The organism is Viscerimonas tarda (genome assembly GCF_054601255.1).
Map to the genome: position 1 here is coordinate 1 of NZ_BAAHWV010000028.1, position 18,368 is coordinate 18,368.

The 18,368-nt window shown below is 43.2% G+C and carries 12 protein-coding genes; all 12 read right to left on the reverse strand.

Annotated features, from left to right (window positions below; all coding sequences use genetic code 11):
* Window positions 1–5,125: FG-GAP-like repeat-containing protein (locus ACYPWY_RS11790; protein ID WP_459685729.1), on the reverse strand; the 5,125-nt coding region annotated here is incomplete at its 3' end.
* Between the two features lie 21 nt (window positions 5,126–5,146).
* Window positions 5,147–5,971, reverse strand: coding sequence for a T9SS type A sorting domain-containing protein (locus ACYPWY_RS11795; RefSeq protein WP_459685730.1), 825 nt, complete (start codon window positions 5,969–5,971; stop codon window positions 5,147–5,149).
* Window positions 5,972–5,999: 28 nt separating this feature from the next.
* Window positions 6,000–6,422 carry a nucleoid-associated protein gene (locus ACYPWY_RS11800; RefSeq protein WP_459685731.1) on the reverse strand — a complete coding sequence of 141 codons (423 nt, stop codon included), beginning with the start codon at window positions 6,420–6,422 and terminating at the stop codon, window positions 6,000–6,002.
* A gap of 564 nt (window positions 6,423–6,986) precedes the next feature.
* Window positions 6,987–7,322 carry a DUF2149 domain-containing protein gene (locus ACYPWY_RS11805; protein WP_459685732.1) on the reverse strand — a complete coding sequence of 112 codons (336 nt, stop codon included), beginning with the start codon at window positions 7,320–7,322 and terminating at the stop codon, window positions 6,987–6,989.
* Window positions 7,312–7,911, reverse strand: coding sequence for a MotA/TolQ/ExbB proton channel family protein (locus ACYPWY_RS11810; RefSeq protein ID WP_459685733.1), 600 nt, complete (start codon window positions 7,909–7,911; stop codon window positions 7,312–7,314). Before ACYPWY_RS11810 ends, ACYPWY_RS11805 begins: the two co-directional genes overlap by 11 nt.
* A gap of 1 nt (window position 7,912) precedes the next feature.
* A complete protein-coding gene (locus tag ACYPWY_RS11815) occupies window positions 7,913–8,596 on the reverse strand; it encodes a hypothetical protein (RefSeq protein WP_459685734.1) in 684 nt (227 codons plus the stop codon).
* Window position 8,597: 1 nt separating this feature from the next.
* Entirely contained in the window at window positions 8,598–12,797 is a 4,200-nt protein-coding gene (locus ACYPWY_RS11820) for a cobaltochelatase subunit CobN (RefSeq protein ID WP_459685735.1), read from the reverse strand.
* Window positions 12,794–13,762, reverse strand: coding sequence for an HmuY family protein (locus ACYPWY_RS11825; protein WP_459685736.1), 969 nt, complete (start codon window positions 13,760–13,762; stop codon window positions 12,794–12,796). The genes ACYPWY_RS11820 and ACYPWY_RS11825 overlap by 4 nt, the downstream gene beginning before the upstream one ends.
* 21 nt (window positions 13,763–13,783) lie before the next feature.
* A complete protein-coding gene (locus ACYPWY_RS11830) occupies window positions 13,784–14,467 on the reverse strand; it encodes an HmuY family protein (protein ID WP_459685737.1) in 684 nt (227 codons plus the stop codon).
* Between the two features lie 15 nt (window positions 14,468–14,482).
* The gene (locus tag ACYPWY_RS11835) at window positions 14,483–16,423 is read right to left on the reverse strand and encodes a TonB-dependent receptor plug domain-containing protein (protein WP_459685738.1); all 1,941 of its coding nucleotides are present in this window, start codon (window positions 16,421–16,423) and stop codon (window positions 14,483–14,485) included.
* A 435-nt stretch (window positions 16,424–16,858) separates the two neighbouring features.
* Window positions 16,859–17,908 (reverse strand): CDP-glycerol glycerophosphotransferase family protein, encoded by a 1,050-nt coding sequence (locus tag ACYPWY_RS11840; protein ID WP_459685739.1) that lies wholly within the window; start codon window positions 17,906–17,908, stop codon window positions 16,859–16,861.
* A 115-nt stretch (window positions 17,909–18,023) separates the two neighbouring features.
* Window positions 18,024–18,368: a HigA family addiction module antitoxin gene (locus tag ACYPWY_RS11845; RefSeq protein WP_459685740.1), complete on the reverse strand. Its 345-nt coding sequence runs from the start codon at window positions 18,366–18,368 to the stop codon at window positions 18,024–18,026.

Here is an 18,368-nt window from a genome sequence, read left to right on the forward strand (position 1 = left end):
TGCTGTTCAATATTGTCCGCCAGCGCTCCCGTGTCGGGCCGTAGTCGAAAGTCATACTGTAAACGCCTCCGTTTGCCTTTTCGTCCAGTTCGGAGATGCTGGATACCTTGTTAAAGTTTGTATATGAGATAGACTGTCTTGTGGATGGCACCAACCCGTCCGTATTATCCACCGATTTCAAGGCATGAGGCTTTGTGGCCAGATAGCTGTATTCGCCCAAACCTGTTTTGAAATCAATATTGCCATTGGCATAGTAGCTAATATCCATTACGGACGCACCGTTGTGGGTAACAGTTGTGAGCCTGTCCAGGTTATCGTAGGTGAAGCCTTCGGTTGTTGTTGCTCCTGTCATACCTGTGCGCGAGCTCAGGTTGCCGGTAGCGGCATTAAACACATAGGTCATGTTATGAAGTGTATTTGAGCCGAGAACCGTTTGTTGGCCGGTCAACAAGCCCTGCGTGCTGAGGGTTTTTGTCGAGGTCATTGTGCCACCTAGCTTGGTGGTGGTAACCCTGCCCGTAGCGCCAATCAGTTCCCAAATATTCTGTGTGCCATACTTTACTTTTTCCAGATTGCCGTAGGAATCGTACTGGCGGCTGATTTGTACCCCCTCGGGATAAGTTATGCTGCTTACTTGGCCCGCCGGATTGTAGGCATACGAAAAATCCAAAGTCGCAGTAATACCGGGTACCTTTCGCTTTTCCGTTACTACGCGTCCCTGGCTGTCGTGGGTATAAGCTATATAGTAACTTCCCTGCTGTATTCTGGTCAGGCGCAACTTCTCATTCCCTGATGTGCCATAGGTATAATTAACAAGGCCCGATGCGCCTCCGCACATCGATGAAGCCAGCCGTCCCAAGGCATCGTAGGTATTGGTTGTTACTTTCCCCCTGCCGTCCGTTTGCTGTGTCATTCGCCCTGCCGCATCATAAACATAAGTGGTGGTTCCGGCATTGGGGTCAACCAGTGTGTGTTGCAAGCCTGTATTGTAATAAGTCATGGAGAAAGTGGCTCCCCCTGTTGTAACAGTCTTCGGTTTTCCCTGCGAGTTGTAGGTATAGCTGACCGACGAAGCCGGGTCGCTCGAGGTCTTGATATTTCCCCAGGCATCATAAGTTTTTATATAGGTACGACCGTTGGTAGTAACCGTATCTCGCCGGTTGCCATAGCCGTATGTTGCACTTTGTCCGGCAGTACTACTGCTGGATGCCACACGTCCGTAGATGTCGTAAGTATAGCTCTGCGTAATCGTCAGGTTTCCTTGTTGGTTTTGTTCCTGCGTTAGCTGCCCCTTGTTGTTATAGGTTTTAGCTGTTTTGATGATCATACTTTTGGGCCCGCGTGATTCTGTTAAGACTTCACGCCCCAGGTTGTCGTACCATGTCTTTACCCAAGGTTGACCCTTCTTTTGTATCAGCGTGAAAAACCGCTTGCTGTTATTATTATTCCATCCCGAATGGTAGCTTATCCTCAGGGAATCGAGAAAGGAAGTGGTTTTGCGGTTACCCCAGTTATCGTAGGTATGCGCTGTGGTAAGGATATTGGAAGTATTGGTTTCATCGTTTTCCGTCAATACATTACCCCAGATATTATAAGTGTATGTTTGCACTTCCGAAGCCGGAGAGGTATAGGTTTTGGTAACGAAGCGTTTGGTTGCATCGTATTCTACGATATTGGTAATGGGCGTAATACCCGAGCCGGTAGTTTGAGATGTCAACACATTGCCAAAGTCATCGTAAGTGTAATTGGTTGTCAAAGGCAAGGACGTATCGTAATTTTCGATAACCTGGGTTTGATAGCCTCTCGTTGTGTCGTATGTGATGTACTTCTTTTGGGTAAAAGTGGCTGTATCATCCGCATGTCTTTGTGTCTGGATAATCAGTCGGGGTTTATACGCTCCACCGGCTAACACGTAATTGCCATATTGGATGGTTTTGTGCATTTGGTCATTATTCGTATTATACCGGGTTTTCTCTTCCGTTATATAGCCATAAGCGGTATTGTATTGGTAAGTGGTATAGTTAATATTTCCGTCCAAATCTTTTTCTGTCTTGCTCGAAGGATAAGCAAAATACTTTGTTGTCCCTTTAGGTGCAAAAGTTATTTGGGTAGTAACCTTGGCTGTATCGCCATTTACAATTGTTTTCGTATATGTTTCGTTAGGAAGATAGAAAGAAACATTTATCCCGCTGATACCCGATTCTGTTACCGTATTGAGGGTAGTGTTCGTCGCTTTTTGAGACATCATTCCAATCAGTCCTCTTCCCCGCAAATGCGCTTTAATGCCACCATACCGATAATTGACAGTCATACCGTTGGCTGTTACCGTTTTCACGGCATGAACCGGCAAGGTATAATCGACAATGGGATATGTACTGCCGGAGCCTTTTGTATAAATACCTCCATTAGCAAGCGAAGCATAGTTTATCGTTGTTGTAGCTCCATATCCGTTAGTAATACTTGTTATTTTACCTCTATTGACATTGTAGTTGCTATTTTTGTACAGATGCCATGATGAACTTGGATTGGTATTATTTGTGCCGGATGCACAATTATAACCGTAATTCACCAATTCTACCTGGCCGTCTCCATTGAAGTCTCCCAATACATAATGTGATGATTTCGCATCCACATCCCTGTTGGATGTAGAATGAATTTTCACATTCAGCGAATCCCCATTCGAACGCATCCAATAGGTATGTGTTACAGGTGTTGTACCATACATTGCTTTGTTAATGACAACATCCGACTTGCCGTCAAAGTCAAAATCATAGACAAGACAGGTAAATTTATCGTTATCGCTGCTAGTCCCTTGGTCATATATTTCCAAAGTGCATGCTAATTGCTTGGTAAATGTCCCATTTCCGTTGTTTAATGCAAAATACCACTGATTAGTATAAGAAGCATTCATAATAAAATCAGGCAAGCCATCACCATTAAAATCGCCTTCCCGTATCATCCATGCGTAAGCAATGTTTGTCCCTATCGTCTTATGGCTATCGGAAAAGGTTGTACTGGAAATCCCATCGCCTTGATTCCAAAAAATAGTATAGCCTTTAACAGCAGATTTTCCTCCGCCATAAAACACCAAAATATCTTTCAGTCCATCTCCGTTATAATCAGACACAAACATCTTATCTGGTTTGGAAGGAAATGACAAACCTAGAAATATGGTGTCTTGCACATTAACGATCGTACAAGGCGTTGGCCCATTGGGATTTCTTTCTAAAATAATAATTTCACCTCTTCCATCATTATTCAGATCCTCAGCTGCAAACAAAGGTATTTCGCTGCGAGATTGCCGATAATCTATATAAAGAGAATTACCTTCATCTGCATCCTCAAGGCGGGTACAATGAATTATTCTACTACCCATTTCCGTCAATATTAATTCACTCACACCATCTCCATCGAAATCAGTAAGCAAATAATCTTTATCTGTCAGACTTTTAAGTATAGCCATAATTCTATCACTGGGGCCAACATTATAATCATTCGATGTACCATTGGCGGTAAACTGTACATTTCCATAAGTGTCCAACGAAGCCAAATATACTCGTGCCACAGTACGGGTACCGGAGGTAAAAAAACCTGTCATATCAGTTAAGCCATCGCCATTATGATCCATAGCAATAAACGAATGATTATCGAATGATACACTCCCTCCATTAGTTACGGTTGTAGCAGATACGTCTTGTGAAAACGCCGGCAAATACGACCAGTTAAGCACAGTCGGTTTAAGCGCCTCGCCTGCACCGTTCTTTTCTGTTACGCTTATCAGGCGTGAGAACTTAGTTGTTGAGGCATCACCCGTATTGTTGTATTGTAAATTATAAGTTCGATATACTTCGTTTCCCGTTTTGCATGTAATAGTTTTCAGTCGCTTACCCATTGACCCTTTAACTCCCTCAAGGACAAAATGAGTGGAATCACTTCGGGATTCATAAGTGAATGTAACAGTATTTTGAAAACTGCCGGTTACATTTTGGTTTTTCCCGTAAATAATGGAATTTGGATATACAAAAAAACCTGCCATCTGATATGTATAATCCATATAGTTGCCCAGCGGATCTTCCGCATAATCCAAATACCACGCATTGATTCTCGAAGAACTGCCTGCCGTATAGCTCTGACGGGCAGAAGTTGTATTTCCAAAATAGTATTTCATACCATTGGAAGCATGTACTTCAAACCAGACAGTATCTGTTCCATGTACAATAACCTGTGTGAATGGGTCGGATTCGGGAGAATAAATAGCGCCATTCTGTCCGGCAGTACCTGAAACATATATTAAACGTTGCCCGTCAAGCAAGTAAGCTTCATTCGCCATGTGTGTCAATCCTTTGGCTGCCCCATCATGATAAATATCTTTCGGGGCACGGGTGATAACAGATATTCCGGACAAGTTACAGCCCCAACCGGCCAATCCATTACCGGCTTGGCTGTTATACACAAGGGCTAAACCCGGTTGCATCCCGCCTACACCCTGTGGAACATCAATAGGGATTGAGTAAGTAGCGCCTCCCATAGCCGATACATCAAATGCCCCATTAATAGAGCCTACGGCTTCCAAATCTGTGCTATATCCACTAGGTGCACTCTGATAATTAAAATCATACGAATAACCGTCAATATTAGTTTTTATAACTCCATCGGAGCCTTCCTCATTCTCATCTCCCAGTTCCGATACTACGTAATAGGTTCCTGCGTTAAGTGGTAATTGTATAAAAGCTTGTTGAGAGGATGAACACGCTCCATCGCCGAAAGAATAATCACTCGTCTGAATATAATCACCACTACTATCCAATAAATGCATATAAGTATCCAGCACATAAGAAGAACCGCAATGAGAGAGTGTCATAATCATTGGCCTGGTTATCGTAAATCTATAAATAATGTCTTTTTGACTTCGTACTGTATATTGGTCAGTGAAAAGAGCAGTACCTTTTATACTGGAAAAGCTGAAACTGTCGCCGTGCTCACCAACAACAATGGGATTGGACATACTGTCGCCTTCTTCGCTTTGTCCATGCGTTTCTACTACAATACAAGTAAACAAAAATAAGGCAAAGAAAATCCGCAAAAAATAATTCTGCTTCCTATAATCTGATACGTGATTTTTCATAATTGTATGCTTTATTGATTTTTACTTCTTAATTATTTTCCAGGATGAAATATTTTCTCCCAAATGTATATTAACCAGGTAAACTCCCGACGCTTCCCTGCTTAAATCAAATTCGACTTTGCTATCCTTTACAATACCTTTTTTATCTATAAGTTGCCCGTTGGCTTTCAATAAATAAATCTCTCCTGATATTTCTTCTTCGGGTACATTCCTGATTTCAACGGCAAATACCCCCTGAGTAGGATTGGGATAAATAAGAATTGTGGCTTCTTTTTTCTCAATACCATCGGAATAATCTATCTGTTCTTCATACACAACTTCTTCTTCGGGAACTTCTTTTCGCATAGCTGATCTTAATGAATTATTCGTTGTTGCAAATATGATGGTACGGGATACGCGATTTCCTGAGGCATCGTAAACATATGACATTCCTCCACTATTGTACCCAAGTATATAGAATAATAACCCACTATAATTGTCAAAACTGCCGTAAGAATCATCCCCCATGTCATATACAATAAGCGCTTTTCCGTTCGGGATAACGGTAGTGATTACCCCATTGCTGTAATCAAAATCCCAAAAAGCAGTTGATACGATGTTCCAATTATCATCTACATTGTACACATAAAAACTATCGCCTGACGGTCGCCCGTCCAAAGTATAGGTAATTTGAACAAACTTATTGCTACCCAAATCTACATACCAAAGTTCTTGTGTATCATATTGATAATCTTGAGGGGAATATTCCATATCATCCTCTGTTATCCAAGTTTGCGATTGAACGACAGGCACATAACTTATAAGGATGAACAGGAATACTATTTGTTTGAAAATATGACCTTTCATGATAATTGAATTAAAATGTAACATGCTGTTATTTGCTCTTCGATAGCTCTTCGTTGACCGCATTCGTGGCTTTTTCTTTAGCCTCAGCTTTACGTTCTTCCTTTTTTGTTTCAACTATTACTTTTTGTTCCTCTGTCAGGATGGTCTCAATACCTCCCCGATAAGTATCTCCTATTCCTTTCAGAGATGTTTTTTGCTCATTCGATAATCTCGCCGGCTTATCTTCATTGCCAAAAACAGCCTGTCTATTTATCAAATATTCCATTATCTTTTCTCGCAATTGAGCTTGTTGTTCTGTTGTCAATTGAACATCCGATGTCCATTTTGCCACCGTTTTATTCGCCACTTGTACTAGTGATGTAGAATCTACAGGAACATTTCCGTAAACTACTCCAGTCAGGCTACCAATAAAAAACACGCTAATTAAAAAAATCCGGAAATGAGTTTTCATATTATTCATTTTAGGTGAGTAAATTAAGGTTTAAAAATTTACTTGTTTATTAGAGAATTACAGGAGCCAAACTTGTTTGGACTCTGCTTTTGCTATTCAAACCGATGTAAGTAATAATCAAATGTATTACCGTTTGGATGCCAACCCTCCCGCTTTTGATGCAGTTTCACTTTGATTATTTTCTAAAGAGATTCCATTTTTCAATGTACGCCAACAAATACAAATAACCGATATGCGCTATCCGTTTTAATATGATATTTTATGCAAACTATCATAATAATTCTGATATATACAAATAAAACAATATGTTTTATAGCATGTATTGATTCAAATGTGCAATAAAATGAGAAAGCAGTATTGTCTTTGGAGACAGTAGTTTCAAATTATCTTTAATGTGATTAATTGGATAGGTAGTTGCGATACAAAAAACGCCAGCCACTGCTACCTACTAAAAAACACATAATTAGCTATTTATTTGACGGACCACTTCACAGACAAAGAGCTACGATTACTCGTAGCTCTTTTGTGTTATTGGTTGCATACATTCCTCCTTTCCATAATCCTCTATTCCGGCACATAAATAATTTCGCCGTTTTCCAATTCATAAGCAACGCCTACGCGCTTCCCTTTTGTTTTCTCCGACGATTGTTCGTCGGAAGGCGTGTATTTGTTTATTTTATTACCTTCTTTGGTGATGATCTCCATATTATCCTTACCGGGATTTTTGACAATCGTAAAATCCTCTTTTGTAAATACTTCCGTCATATTCAGGTGCATAACCATGGCAACCATCAGGGAGACGGCAAATACCATCGCCACGTCGAACAGATTGACTACCACACTTAGCGGGTCGGTATCCTCTTCCTTGAAAAATTTGCCGGAACGCCTGTTATTTCTCATTTCTGCTGTTGATTACTCGTGATACATATTCCAGATTATAAATGTCTTTGGCATACCAGCGTTGCTTAAACTGCAAAGTTACTAATCCAACAGCGCTGACTACCAATCCGATAACGGTTGTGGCAAATACCACCTGCATATTGTACGCCATACCGGAAATATCGCCTGTTGATAAGCCGACCAATGCCGGGCTCATGGCTATCAGCGTACCGATAAGTCCCAATACAGGCCCCATTTTTGCCAACAACTTGGAGAATGACAGGTCTTTATCCGCCTCATTTTCGAGATTGGACAAAAGATAATCCGAATAGGCTTCTCCGGATGATGAAGACAGTAGGTCGCGCAGGTATTTGACAAACAGCGAATTGTCCTTTTCCGGCAACAAGGATTTTAGTTCAGCAATCGTTGTAGTGGACAGTTCCTTTATTTTCCGACCGAACAGTACATCATTGCGGCGTTTTACCATCACTTGATTGTAAAAACTTCCGGCGAGCAGCAGCGACCGTCCGAAAAGGAACAGCAGAATAATAATATCGGGGATTAAAAGGCTGTTTGCCACCCAAAATAATGCTTTTGATATGATTTCCATTTTATTGTTTTTTTAATTTCCATTTATATTTGTGTCCTAACATTCCTGTCATAAAAAAGACGGCAAACATGCCAAGCGACAATAATACGGCTTTTACATTGACAGGTTCTTTTACTGTGGCGTAAGTCGTAGTTCCATTTACAGTTGTTATCAATCCGACTATGCAAACAAACAAATTGACCAAAAAGTAGATTTCCAACCGCAATTCTTTTTCGGGACACAGCCATTTGAAGAAACGGCTCAACAGCGGCAATGCGATGAATACCGCTAAAGCAAGCATGTATGACAGCGCCGTGAAGTCTGTTCCGGGCATCCCGAAAATCAATTGCGTTTGCAGGTAAAACAAAACAGGAAGCGCCAATAATCCGGGGTACCAATAAAGTAAGGGCTTCCACCTGTTTTCTTTTTTTATGCCGGACATTGCCCGAAGTTCCGCAAAGCAAAAGGCAAAACAAAGCGCCGCCTCAATGGTAATCAGCACGGCGCCGTCTTGCATAATCTTTGTATTATAAAGAAAGTCTGTCAGTTGCGTTTTCGATTGCAGAATAGCCCATTGGCACGTTCCGACAATAAAAACGGCGCATACCAAACCAAATAACGCAACCTGCCATAACTTCCAAAAACTGAATTTCAGCAGGCAGCTTATCAGGATAAAAAGAATTAATATCTGAAGAATATATTCCATATTATTTCTTTCTCTTTTGCCGCAAAACAGCAAGCAAAACAACAAAAATAACCAGTACGGCAACAGCAGCAAATAATCCGTTCAGCGTATTTGTTTCGCCCGTTTCCGGTTGGTTCATTTCGTCTTTTTTCAGTCTCAGGCCTTGCGTATGATTGTCGGCGGCAGTTGTCTGCATTTTTTCAATTTGCTTCCGATATTCATTTGCTGATAACGGATCTACTTTTTGGGCGATAAAATTCTGCAACTTCGCATTGTTTCCGGCAAATCCTGATGCGCCCGAACCAAAATCTTTTACCAGCCTTGTATGCAGTTCGGCAATGTCGGCTAATTGCTGTCCGGTTGCTTTCCACATTCCCTTGCGAGCTGTTTCGAGCATTACTGCGGTAATTTCCTGCAAAGCCTGCGGGTTTTCGCGGCGAAAGAATGTTTCTGTTCCCATGTTGTATTCGTCTTTTACATACACGTTGTAGAGCTTGTCCCACATCTCGTTATCTATCACATTGGGTTTCATTACATTCCATCCGTAAGTGTTTGTTATCACTTCGGTAATCTGAGCAGCGCTCGAAGCATTGCCTTTCATCACTTCCCTGATATATGCCGGATTGAATATAGTGGAACGGGCTTCCACGCCGATGGCTTCTTTCAGTTCCTGCATCCGTACATTGTTGCGGTTGCGGTAATCGGCAAAATAGGCTTCCGGGTCTTTGCCGGTTACGTTACGGATAGCGAGGTTCATGCCGCCCATAAATTCATATACATGGTCGAGGCTCAATGCACCCCAAGTATTGCTTTGGCGGGGTTGAACAATGACGTCGGTATTATGCAGTGCGGCGCGAAGTAAACCATCTTGATATTGTCCCCAGTTTTTGTCGTTGCCATATACCGCCCCCATGTTATGAATGTAGGTATCGGCAATTTCCTTTTCCGATTCCCAGCGGTCGCCGCTTGTTACCATATCTTGAATGCCTGTTCCGTACATGCCGTTCACACCGCCAAATATTCGTTGTGTGGACATTTCGCGGGCATCTTTCGGAGAAATACCCTGTTTGACTAACAGTCGTTCGGTTTCTACAACACTTGCCGTAACACGATTGTCGTACTCATCGCCTTCTGCCGAGGCTGCCATTTCTACGGCGCGGCTAAGCAGGGCAAGCCGGGAAGCAGCCAAGTCGCGAAACTGGCCGGATGTTTGCACGATTACATCAATACGGGGGCGACCCAATTGTTTAGAGGGTATCAACTGCAAGTCGGACACGCGACCGAAAGCGTCCCTTACCGGTTCGACGCCCAGCATGTAGAGGACTTGCGCAATGGTTGCCCCTTCGCTTTCGATAAACTCGCTGCTCCAGAAAGTGTAGCTTATTTTACGGGGATAGTCGCCGTGCTGTTTCTTGTACTGCTCCAAGGTCGCATTTACCAATGCAACGCCTTTGTCCCATGCCGCTTCGGAGGGCGTAGCTTCGGCATTGATGGAATAGAGATTCCGTCCGGTGGGTACGGCGTTGGGATTGGCAACGGCATCACCGCCCGAAGAAGGAGCTATATAACCGCCGGATAAAGCATTCAGCAAGGAATGAAATTCCTGTTCGGGACTTTCTTCCAAGGCTTTTTTATACGTTGAAATATTGCGTATGGCGCGCTCAATTTCAGAGATAGATCTTGCGCGGTTCTTCTGCTCGGGTGTATATTCGGGTTTTGGCTTTTCTGTCATGCTTGCCGGTTTCGACTGATGGTTCGCCTCATCCGGTTTTTTACCGAATTTCGGTATCCATGCCGGATGACCGCCGCCGGATGTTTTTTTCGCGCCGGAAGCCTTTGCATCCGAAGACATCATAGCGGGCATCGTCCGGCGGGGAGGTGCAAGAATGATTTTTGCTTCTTCCAGATCTTTTGGCGTGATATGCGCGATTGTGCAAATCAAGTCGTCATTTACCGTTTTCCCGCCTGCTATTTGATTGACTAATTGCCGGGCAGGATCCAAATATTTTTGCGTGAAGAAAACGTTGTTTTTAATTTGCTTTTCAGCTGCTTTCCCGTTTAATTTATCCAAGTTTGCAAGACTGTATGCAATAGGTTCGGCGCTCATTGCCAAAACAGTTGAGTGGATTTTTTCCTCGCTGTAAGGGATGCCGGAGGTGTATAAATGTCCTGTCATCTTTTCATTAGCAATTTCCCCTGCAAAATTCTCTATGCGCTCAATTTCTTCATTCGTATATGGATTCGACAGCATACTGTCGAGACGTAAATCGCGGTGCAGCCCCATTTGTACAGCTATTTTCTTTACATCCAAAGATAATCTTTCCTGTGCATTCCCATCGGATTTATAGTAATGCTGAATTTTATTTTGTAAATCTTTGAACTGCGAACGCATTTCGGTTTCCATAAAGGCAGGCGTGAGGTAAGAAATGGTTGTCGCATACGCGCGGCGTTTTGCCATCATACTTTCGCCGATATTGCCGATGGTATAATAATAGAAATGCGGCAGATTACCCACTAATCTGTCCGGCCAGTCGTAATTGCTCAGCGCAACTTGCTTTTGCGGCGTAAACTCCAAGCTTCCATGTGTGCCGAAATGCAGCAGGGCGTCGGCCTTGAAAGCATACTGCGACCACATATAGGAAGCGATATAAGTATGTGGCGGCGCAGATTCTGATCCGTGAACAATGGCGAAAGCATCGCTGCCCAAGCCTGCCATCGGTTGTGGAAGCAGGGCGACATTTCCGAATTGAATACGCGCAACGGCAAGATAGGCCTTATCATTTTTCTGCACAGCCATATATTGTCCCGGCGCTTCACCGTAGGTATTTACCACGTCGGCATACAGTTCTTCGGGTAAGGCTTGATTAATCCACGACTCATATTCGCTTTTTTCAATAAGGGCGGGTTGTCCGTTCTTCAAGAAATCGTCGAAAGCGCCTTCGGCATACGTGCTTAACACCGCACCCTGCGTCATCAGCATTTTCTCAAAGCCTTTGACATCGGCGGGGAGATTATCTACCTTGTATCCTTCGCTTTTCAAGCGTTTAAGAAAATTATACAGCGACGGAACGGTCTCCAAGCCCTGAGCAGTCAGCGTGGACTGTCCGGCGCCTTTGAAATAATATATGGCAAGTTTTTTGCCGGCATTATTTTTTCGTTTCAATTTGATGAAGTTAGCCACAATCTGTGTGAAATTTTTCAGTCGTTCGGGAATGGCTTTGAACAGATAAATGCCATTGTCGTCTAATTCTTGCACATTCAGCACGTATGGATAAATGGCTCCGTCCAATTCGGGCATCACAATGCTTTGCGACATAAATCCGCCGGACATGCCCATCGGGTCGGCTTCCCATCCGGCCTGCGTTTGCAGCAGCGAAAGCGGAGCAAATACAGGGATATTTTGTTCTTTCAGCCAATCAACGGCGGCATCGTTTTGTCCCATAGCCATACGTCCATGCGCAAAGTAAATAACGGCATCAGGCTGTATTTTCCGGAGGAAATCCAGGCGTTTCATAAAGGAAGATACCGGATAAACGTTCAACCCTGCATGTTGCAGGGAAACAATCAGGCTGTCGATATTGGCGCGGTTACCGCCAAAAGGTTCATTCAATCCGCCGACAATAGCTACTCTGGGCGCATTATCCGTATAAAAATGCTTGCTTTTCAAGTAACCCTCATACACATCTACCTTATCAAACCAAACATTTTCATCCAAATGATACAGCACATCGGATGCGGTTTTAAATATGGCGCCGGGCGTTTGAACAAAAAATGTTTTCCGGTCAATATCATGCCGGATATACCGTGCAAGGCTTTGATAATTCTGCTTATTCCCGTTATTGAGGTAGCCCTCTATCGTTTTGCGTTGCAGGCTGTCGAGGTTGCAAATGTTATTTTCGGGATTTGTCGCTCCGTATATGAGGACAGGGACGCCTTTCTCTGCCGCAAGTTGTACCTGTTTCCGCTGTTCAGCGGTGATATTCATGCCCATACCAAAACCAAGCACAAAATCGTAACGTTTTAGCTTATGTAATTCTTCGAGTGGCGCCTCTTCGTATTCAATAAACTCATCGGCATTGGATTTTACGATGCTTGCCGTTTGAAAGGCTTGGAAATTGACTAATGCAATTTTTGTGGGAGAAGCCAGCTTCCCCCACAAAATATATGCCCCGCATAAAACGGTAACAATAGCAATAACAGCTCCTATTTTTTTTCTTGTCATCTTATGCTTATTTTTTGAATACGGCATCCTTTGCCTGAAGTTATTTTCACGATATATGTTCCTTTTACCCAACCGTGAACAGGAATGGTAGCCAAACCCGATTGCGCATTTACCTGTTTTACAGGCAAGCCGGTAAGGTTATAAATAGCTATATCTGCATTCTCGGATAAATTTACCTGCAATTCGTCGGATAATATTGCTAATTCTGATGTTTCTGCAACAGAAATGCCGCTTGTTGTTTCCAGTGGAATAAAATCATACTCAAATTTCAGAAAACCCGGCTTGCCGTCTTCAACAAATTGTTTCAAATAAACCTTGACATATTTTCCCGATGTGGTCTTAAGTACGATAATCATCGGATTGTCGGTCGCTCCTCCGGCCATTGCCAAGGTGGAAAAATCGGATGATGCAGCTTTAGCGCTACTACGGGTAGCGGAATTAACAGAAAGCGATGTGGCGCGTAAAGGCGGCATTCCCTGCGTCAAACTGAGGTAGAATGTCCCGTTCACAACGGCATCGCCCGCATAAGTTGTTACCGGCGCTTCCGTTAATGCGGCATATATGGCATCCAAAGAACTTCCCTGTGCCGAAGCGGCATCGGCAATAAAAATGGCTCCTGCATTTCCGTTTCCGGCTAATCCGCTGTTTGTCCGAAAGTCGTAGGCATGGAAAGCGAAATCCCAATCGGAACGCGCTTGCCATCCGGTATTGATTTTTTCTGTTCCTGTTTTACCCGGAGTAACATTTTCGAGTTCAAAGTCGCTTGTTCCCTTGAATACAACGCCTTGCCATTCGTCGAAAGCAAAATAATGCCACCTGCCCAAATCGGGCAGCTCCATCGGCGCAGCCATTACGTTCACTTGTCCGGCATACAAATTGTTGTAAGCAAACTCGCCGGCTTTAAGGCTAACGCTTGTTATTGAGCAAAGGCTCAACAGTAGAAAAGTAATTTTTTTGATATTCATAAATAATGAAATGATTTATAATTAGTTATTTATTTTCGTTATATCCAAATCCCTTGTTCCGTCCGGCTGATATACATACTGCATCGTTACTACGCCTGAAGCTCCGGCATCGCTTTTGAAGTTTTTCAGATAAATTTTAGCATATTTGCCGTCGGCAGTGCGGACAATAAATACTTTTTGGGCATACACCCATTTGCTGTTCTGCATATCTTCCAATACCGCCCATCTTTTGGTTACTTGGGTTAGCCCGGTATGAACATAGCCGATTTTTCCCTGCATCATCTGGCTCATGTCGTAGATGATAGAGTCTTGAACATCTACCAGATAGCCATCCTCAGGCGCAAGGGTTACGCGCTCAAAATCAAAGGGCTGGCTATCGAAATTATATTCGAGGATTCCAGCTTTTCCGGTTCCCGATACGCCGCTGTTGGTTTTTACATCCTGACGGTGGAAGGCCAAATCCCAGTCGGAGCGATTGCGCCACACTTCGTTGTCGGCATCATTGCCGGCATCGCAAGTTCCGATGATTTCCCCTTTGGAAAAGGAAAAGAAATTCCATTGCGTATAGCTGGTGCAATCTACTATCGCCAAGCCCTCTTTCGGTTCGGTTTTTTGAAATAAATCATCCTTGTTATCGCAGGACGGGAAACAGCCCAAACCCAGCAAGGCGAGTGTGATTGATTGAAATGTTCTTTTTGTATTCATATTTTTTGTACTTAATTAAAATTGAATGCTTAAACTTGTGAAAAAGGTTCTTCCGGGATTATAGCTGGCAAAATCCTTGTTGATGTAATCCAGCAGATTGTTTATGCCGAACTGGAAGTCGCCTTTTAAATCTTTATATATGGGAAAATATTGGGTATAAACGAAATTGGCGATATAGTAATTTCCGGTGGCTGATTCCGTTAGTTCTCCGCTGTTTTCCGAATAAACGATGCGCGGCGACATAACCCTGCCCGACAATAATAAATTGTAAGCCCATCGGGAAGCGGACGGAAAGAACGGCAAATGTTCCTGAACGAGCTGTAAATTCAACGTTGCCGTATGTTTGCTATTGCCCGATAATTGTCGGCGGGTAGCTCTGTCAAGCGCATTTGTAAAGGCATATCCGCCTCGCAAGCGGAAATATTTCAGGAAAGAGCATTGCAGGGACAGGTCAATGCCCGAAATCTGCGCTTCTTCCAGGTTTTCGTATCTCATTTCCGAACGGTTTCCGGTTGTGTTGAAAACCGAAAGCGTATTGATTTTGTTTTTGATAGCATTGTCGTAAAACGTAACAGAAGCATTTACATCATTGATGATGTATTCTGCCGAAAGGGCTTTATACCACGACTTTTCGGGAGACAGGCCGGGATTTCCAATGACCCAGAAGGGTAAATCGTTGCCAATATAATGGGGAAATTCCATAAACATTTCCTTTAATGTTGGCGTTTTGTAGCCGTTACTGATATTTCCGCGGAAACGAAATTGCTCAAGGCGGTACATCAACGATACGTTGGGCGACAAATATCCTCCAAATTGCGAATGGCGAGTATAACGCGCTCCGGCTAACACATCCAATCCGAATCCCGTTTTAAATTCCCCTTGCGTAAACAAGTTCCAATTGGAGGCATTTCTTTCATCAGGCTCATTGCCGAACTGATTGTAGCTGAAAGTTTTCTCAAAATTCACTTCCGTTCCGCTTATTACCTGCATTTTACCGGTTATATTCCAAGCATTGATTAATTTGAAAGAATTGTATTGAGAGCCATTTGTGTGGAGCGTGGAGGCATTTGTTAGCTTATAATCCAAATAACCGTTATAATTATCGCTGTTTCCGCTTAATGTCAGTGTGTTCTTTGGAGAAAAAACGTAATTCGCCTTGCCGCCGATAGTATAATTTTTGTCGGTGCGCGTTTGATTTTTTTGCAACAACCAGTTCCTTTGGTTGTAGTAATTTCCTTTCAGTTCGGCATTCCATTTTTCTTTTTTGTATTTGAACGACTGGGATATGCTGTAATCCTCGTAAGGGTCTGCTGTATAGGAGGTTTCTTTTACATCGTAGGTTTGCATATCTTTCCGCGAAAAGGAAGTTTTAGAAGAAAACGACTTAATTTTGAATCCCAGATTGGCATCATATACAGTCAGGTAGTTGGACAGACGCAAGCGAAGGTCGCCTTGTAAGGATTTGTCCACATCGCGCGTAATAATATTGATGACCGAACCGATGGCATTGGAGCCATATAGTACCGATGATGCGCCATTGACAATTTCCACTTGCTTGATGTCGGTCGTATTGAGGCGCGAGAGATTGACTTTCTCTGTGCGCTCGCCGACTAAACGCTCGCCGTCGATAAGTATCAAAACGTATTTATTGTCCAATCCTTGTATCTGAATGTTGTCTCCCATAGCCTGATTCGGGTCGAAACTGACGCCGGGGATAAAGTTCTCCAAGGCTTCTACCAGCGTTGTCGCTCCCGATTCGCGAATAGCATTGCCGGAAATAACTTTAGTCAGCGCCGGTGTATTTTTCAGCGCACGGGACGTGAATGTTCCGGTAACGACGACTTCTTCCAACAAGCTAGCCAGGAGAGTATCCGGTGCGGAAACATTGTTTTGCGCCCGAAGTGCATAATTCCACAGAAAGAAAACAAGGATAAATAATATACAATGTTTCGACATTTTTTTAATTATTTGACGATGCAAAGGTCGAAGATTTAGTAAAGTGGCGCAATCGTCAAATATGGGGATTTTGGTAATGATTATTCATTATTAGTAGGTAGCATTATGTGTGATGGCTACCCGAAATCATAGCCCATCGGGCTTACATATCAATAGAAAACAGGCTCATCTCATAAATTGTCCGTAGGACATTCACCTGCTCATTGGTGTATCCCCTGCGGGGAAAATGGCGAATCGGAATGCTATTTTTCTATTGATATGGATGTCCTACGGACAATCGTCGTAAAAATAAGTGCGGTTTGGCAGGGAAAATTGATCAGGCTGGCAGCCTGTGTCCAACAACGAATTGGACATCCATTTGCTGGTACACAAGACACGGACAACATGTCCGCGCCAGCCTGAATTGGGGCTAAGAGATATAGGCGAAGTAATATCTCAACTCCTATACCACCCTCCAAACGGAAAATACCCCGCCTTCTTCCTGAGTTTCAGCTTGCGAAAAAGGTTCAGGGGCTTCCTTTTCAGTTTGCCTTGGTAGTTTTCGATGAAATTACCGGTGGCATCCAGTATCCTTGCCGAGGCTTTTCCATCGCGCAGGGGATGAACCCGGTTCATAAACGCCCGAATGCTTTTCATTAAACCGGCAGGACGCGACAAGGCTTTTTGGATGGCATCCTCCAATTGAGCGGGGTCGCTAATATTAATCAGATGGGTATCGGGGAAGGCATTTTTATAGGTAACGACCGGTTTGTCGAACCACAAAAATTCGTAAACCACCGAGGAATTATCGCTGAGCATCACATCCGCCCGCCGATACAGGGGCGTTTTATCTTCGGTATCGCAAAAACTGACATGACAGTATTGCTTGGCCAGTTCCCGGTACTTTTCGTTGGTTTCCGCATCCATTTTCGGGTGAAAAGAGAATAGCCATTCCCAATCTTTGGTTCTCACTAAACCGGCAATCTTTTCGTATAAGTCGGCTGGAGAATTTAGTTTTTTCGTGAATGTGGGGGCGTAAATAATCACCGGCTTTTTGTTGGGCAATGAGGGCTCTTGTTCGGGCATACATCCGTCGAACTTGCTCCAACCCGTTTCGGCCACCTTAAAAAAGCCGTACTTCTTTTCCAGTTCCTTGAAGGTTGGCGTAAACAGGCTGCTGGTCGTGCAATACAAATCGAACAATCCCCTGATTTTGTAGTGATCGCCCAAGTCGGCACGCTTGAAGTACAGGCCATGAAACACTTCCACCTTAATGCCGGGGAAAAAATCGTAGATGTGATTGCCGGGAGCAAAAGTTGCCACCGGATTGTAGTCCATCACTTCCTTTATCGTTTTCAGGCGCTTCTCGCTTTCGTGTAAAAACAGCGGAGAGGTATCTTCGATGTACCAGGCCGCATCATCGCCCCTGCGCCATATTTCGGCTTGAATAGGGCGTAAAATGGAATAGGCATACGAGTGTGAAACGAAAAGCAGGTATTTTTTCATGAAATAAAATCTATTTTATCTTGAGAGCAAAAATATTAAAAAAAATGCAGAATAGAATCTATTTCAATTTTTTAGATATTGTGTTTATTCAAATAGGTGAGAGAAAGACGAGATGTCAAAGTATCGCCGCCACTTTGCGCACTTCTGCGAGGCGCTTGGCAAATGTTTTGTTTTTGCTTACAACTTGTATATTATAACGTGTTTGCATTTTGATGAGTGGCTCAGCATCAATTCCTAACGCTGCTTCAAAAAGAAAAGCCAATTCAACATCCATTGGACGCTTGGCATTCAGTACTTCATTCAGAAGTGTATATGAAACTCCCATCTGAGAGGCAAGTTTACGCTGCGAAATACCGCGATATTCTATTTCATCTTTAAGAATTTCGCCTGGATGCGTTGGTTCAAACGGCGTAAGATTATTTGCTATCATTCCGGGATCAAACCCTTTAAGGTGTATCAT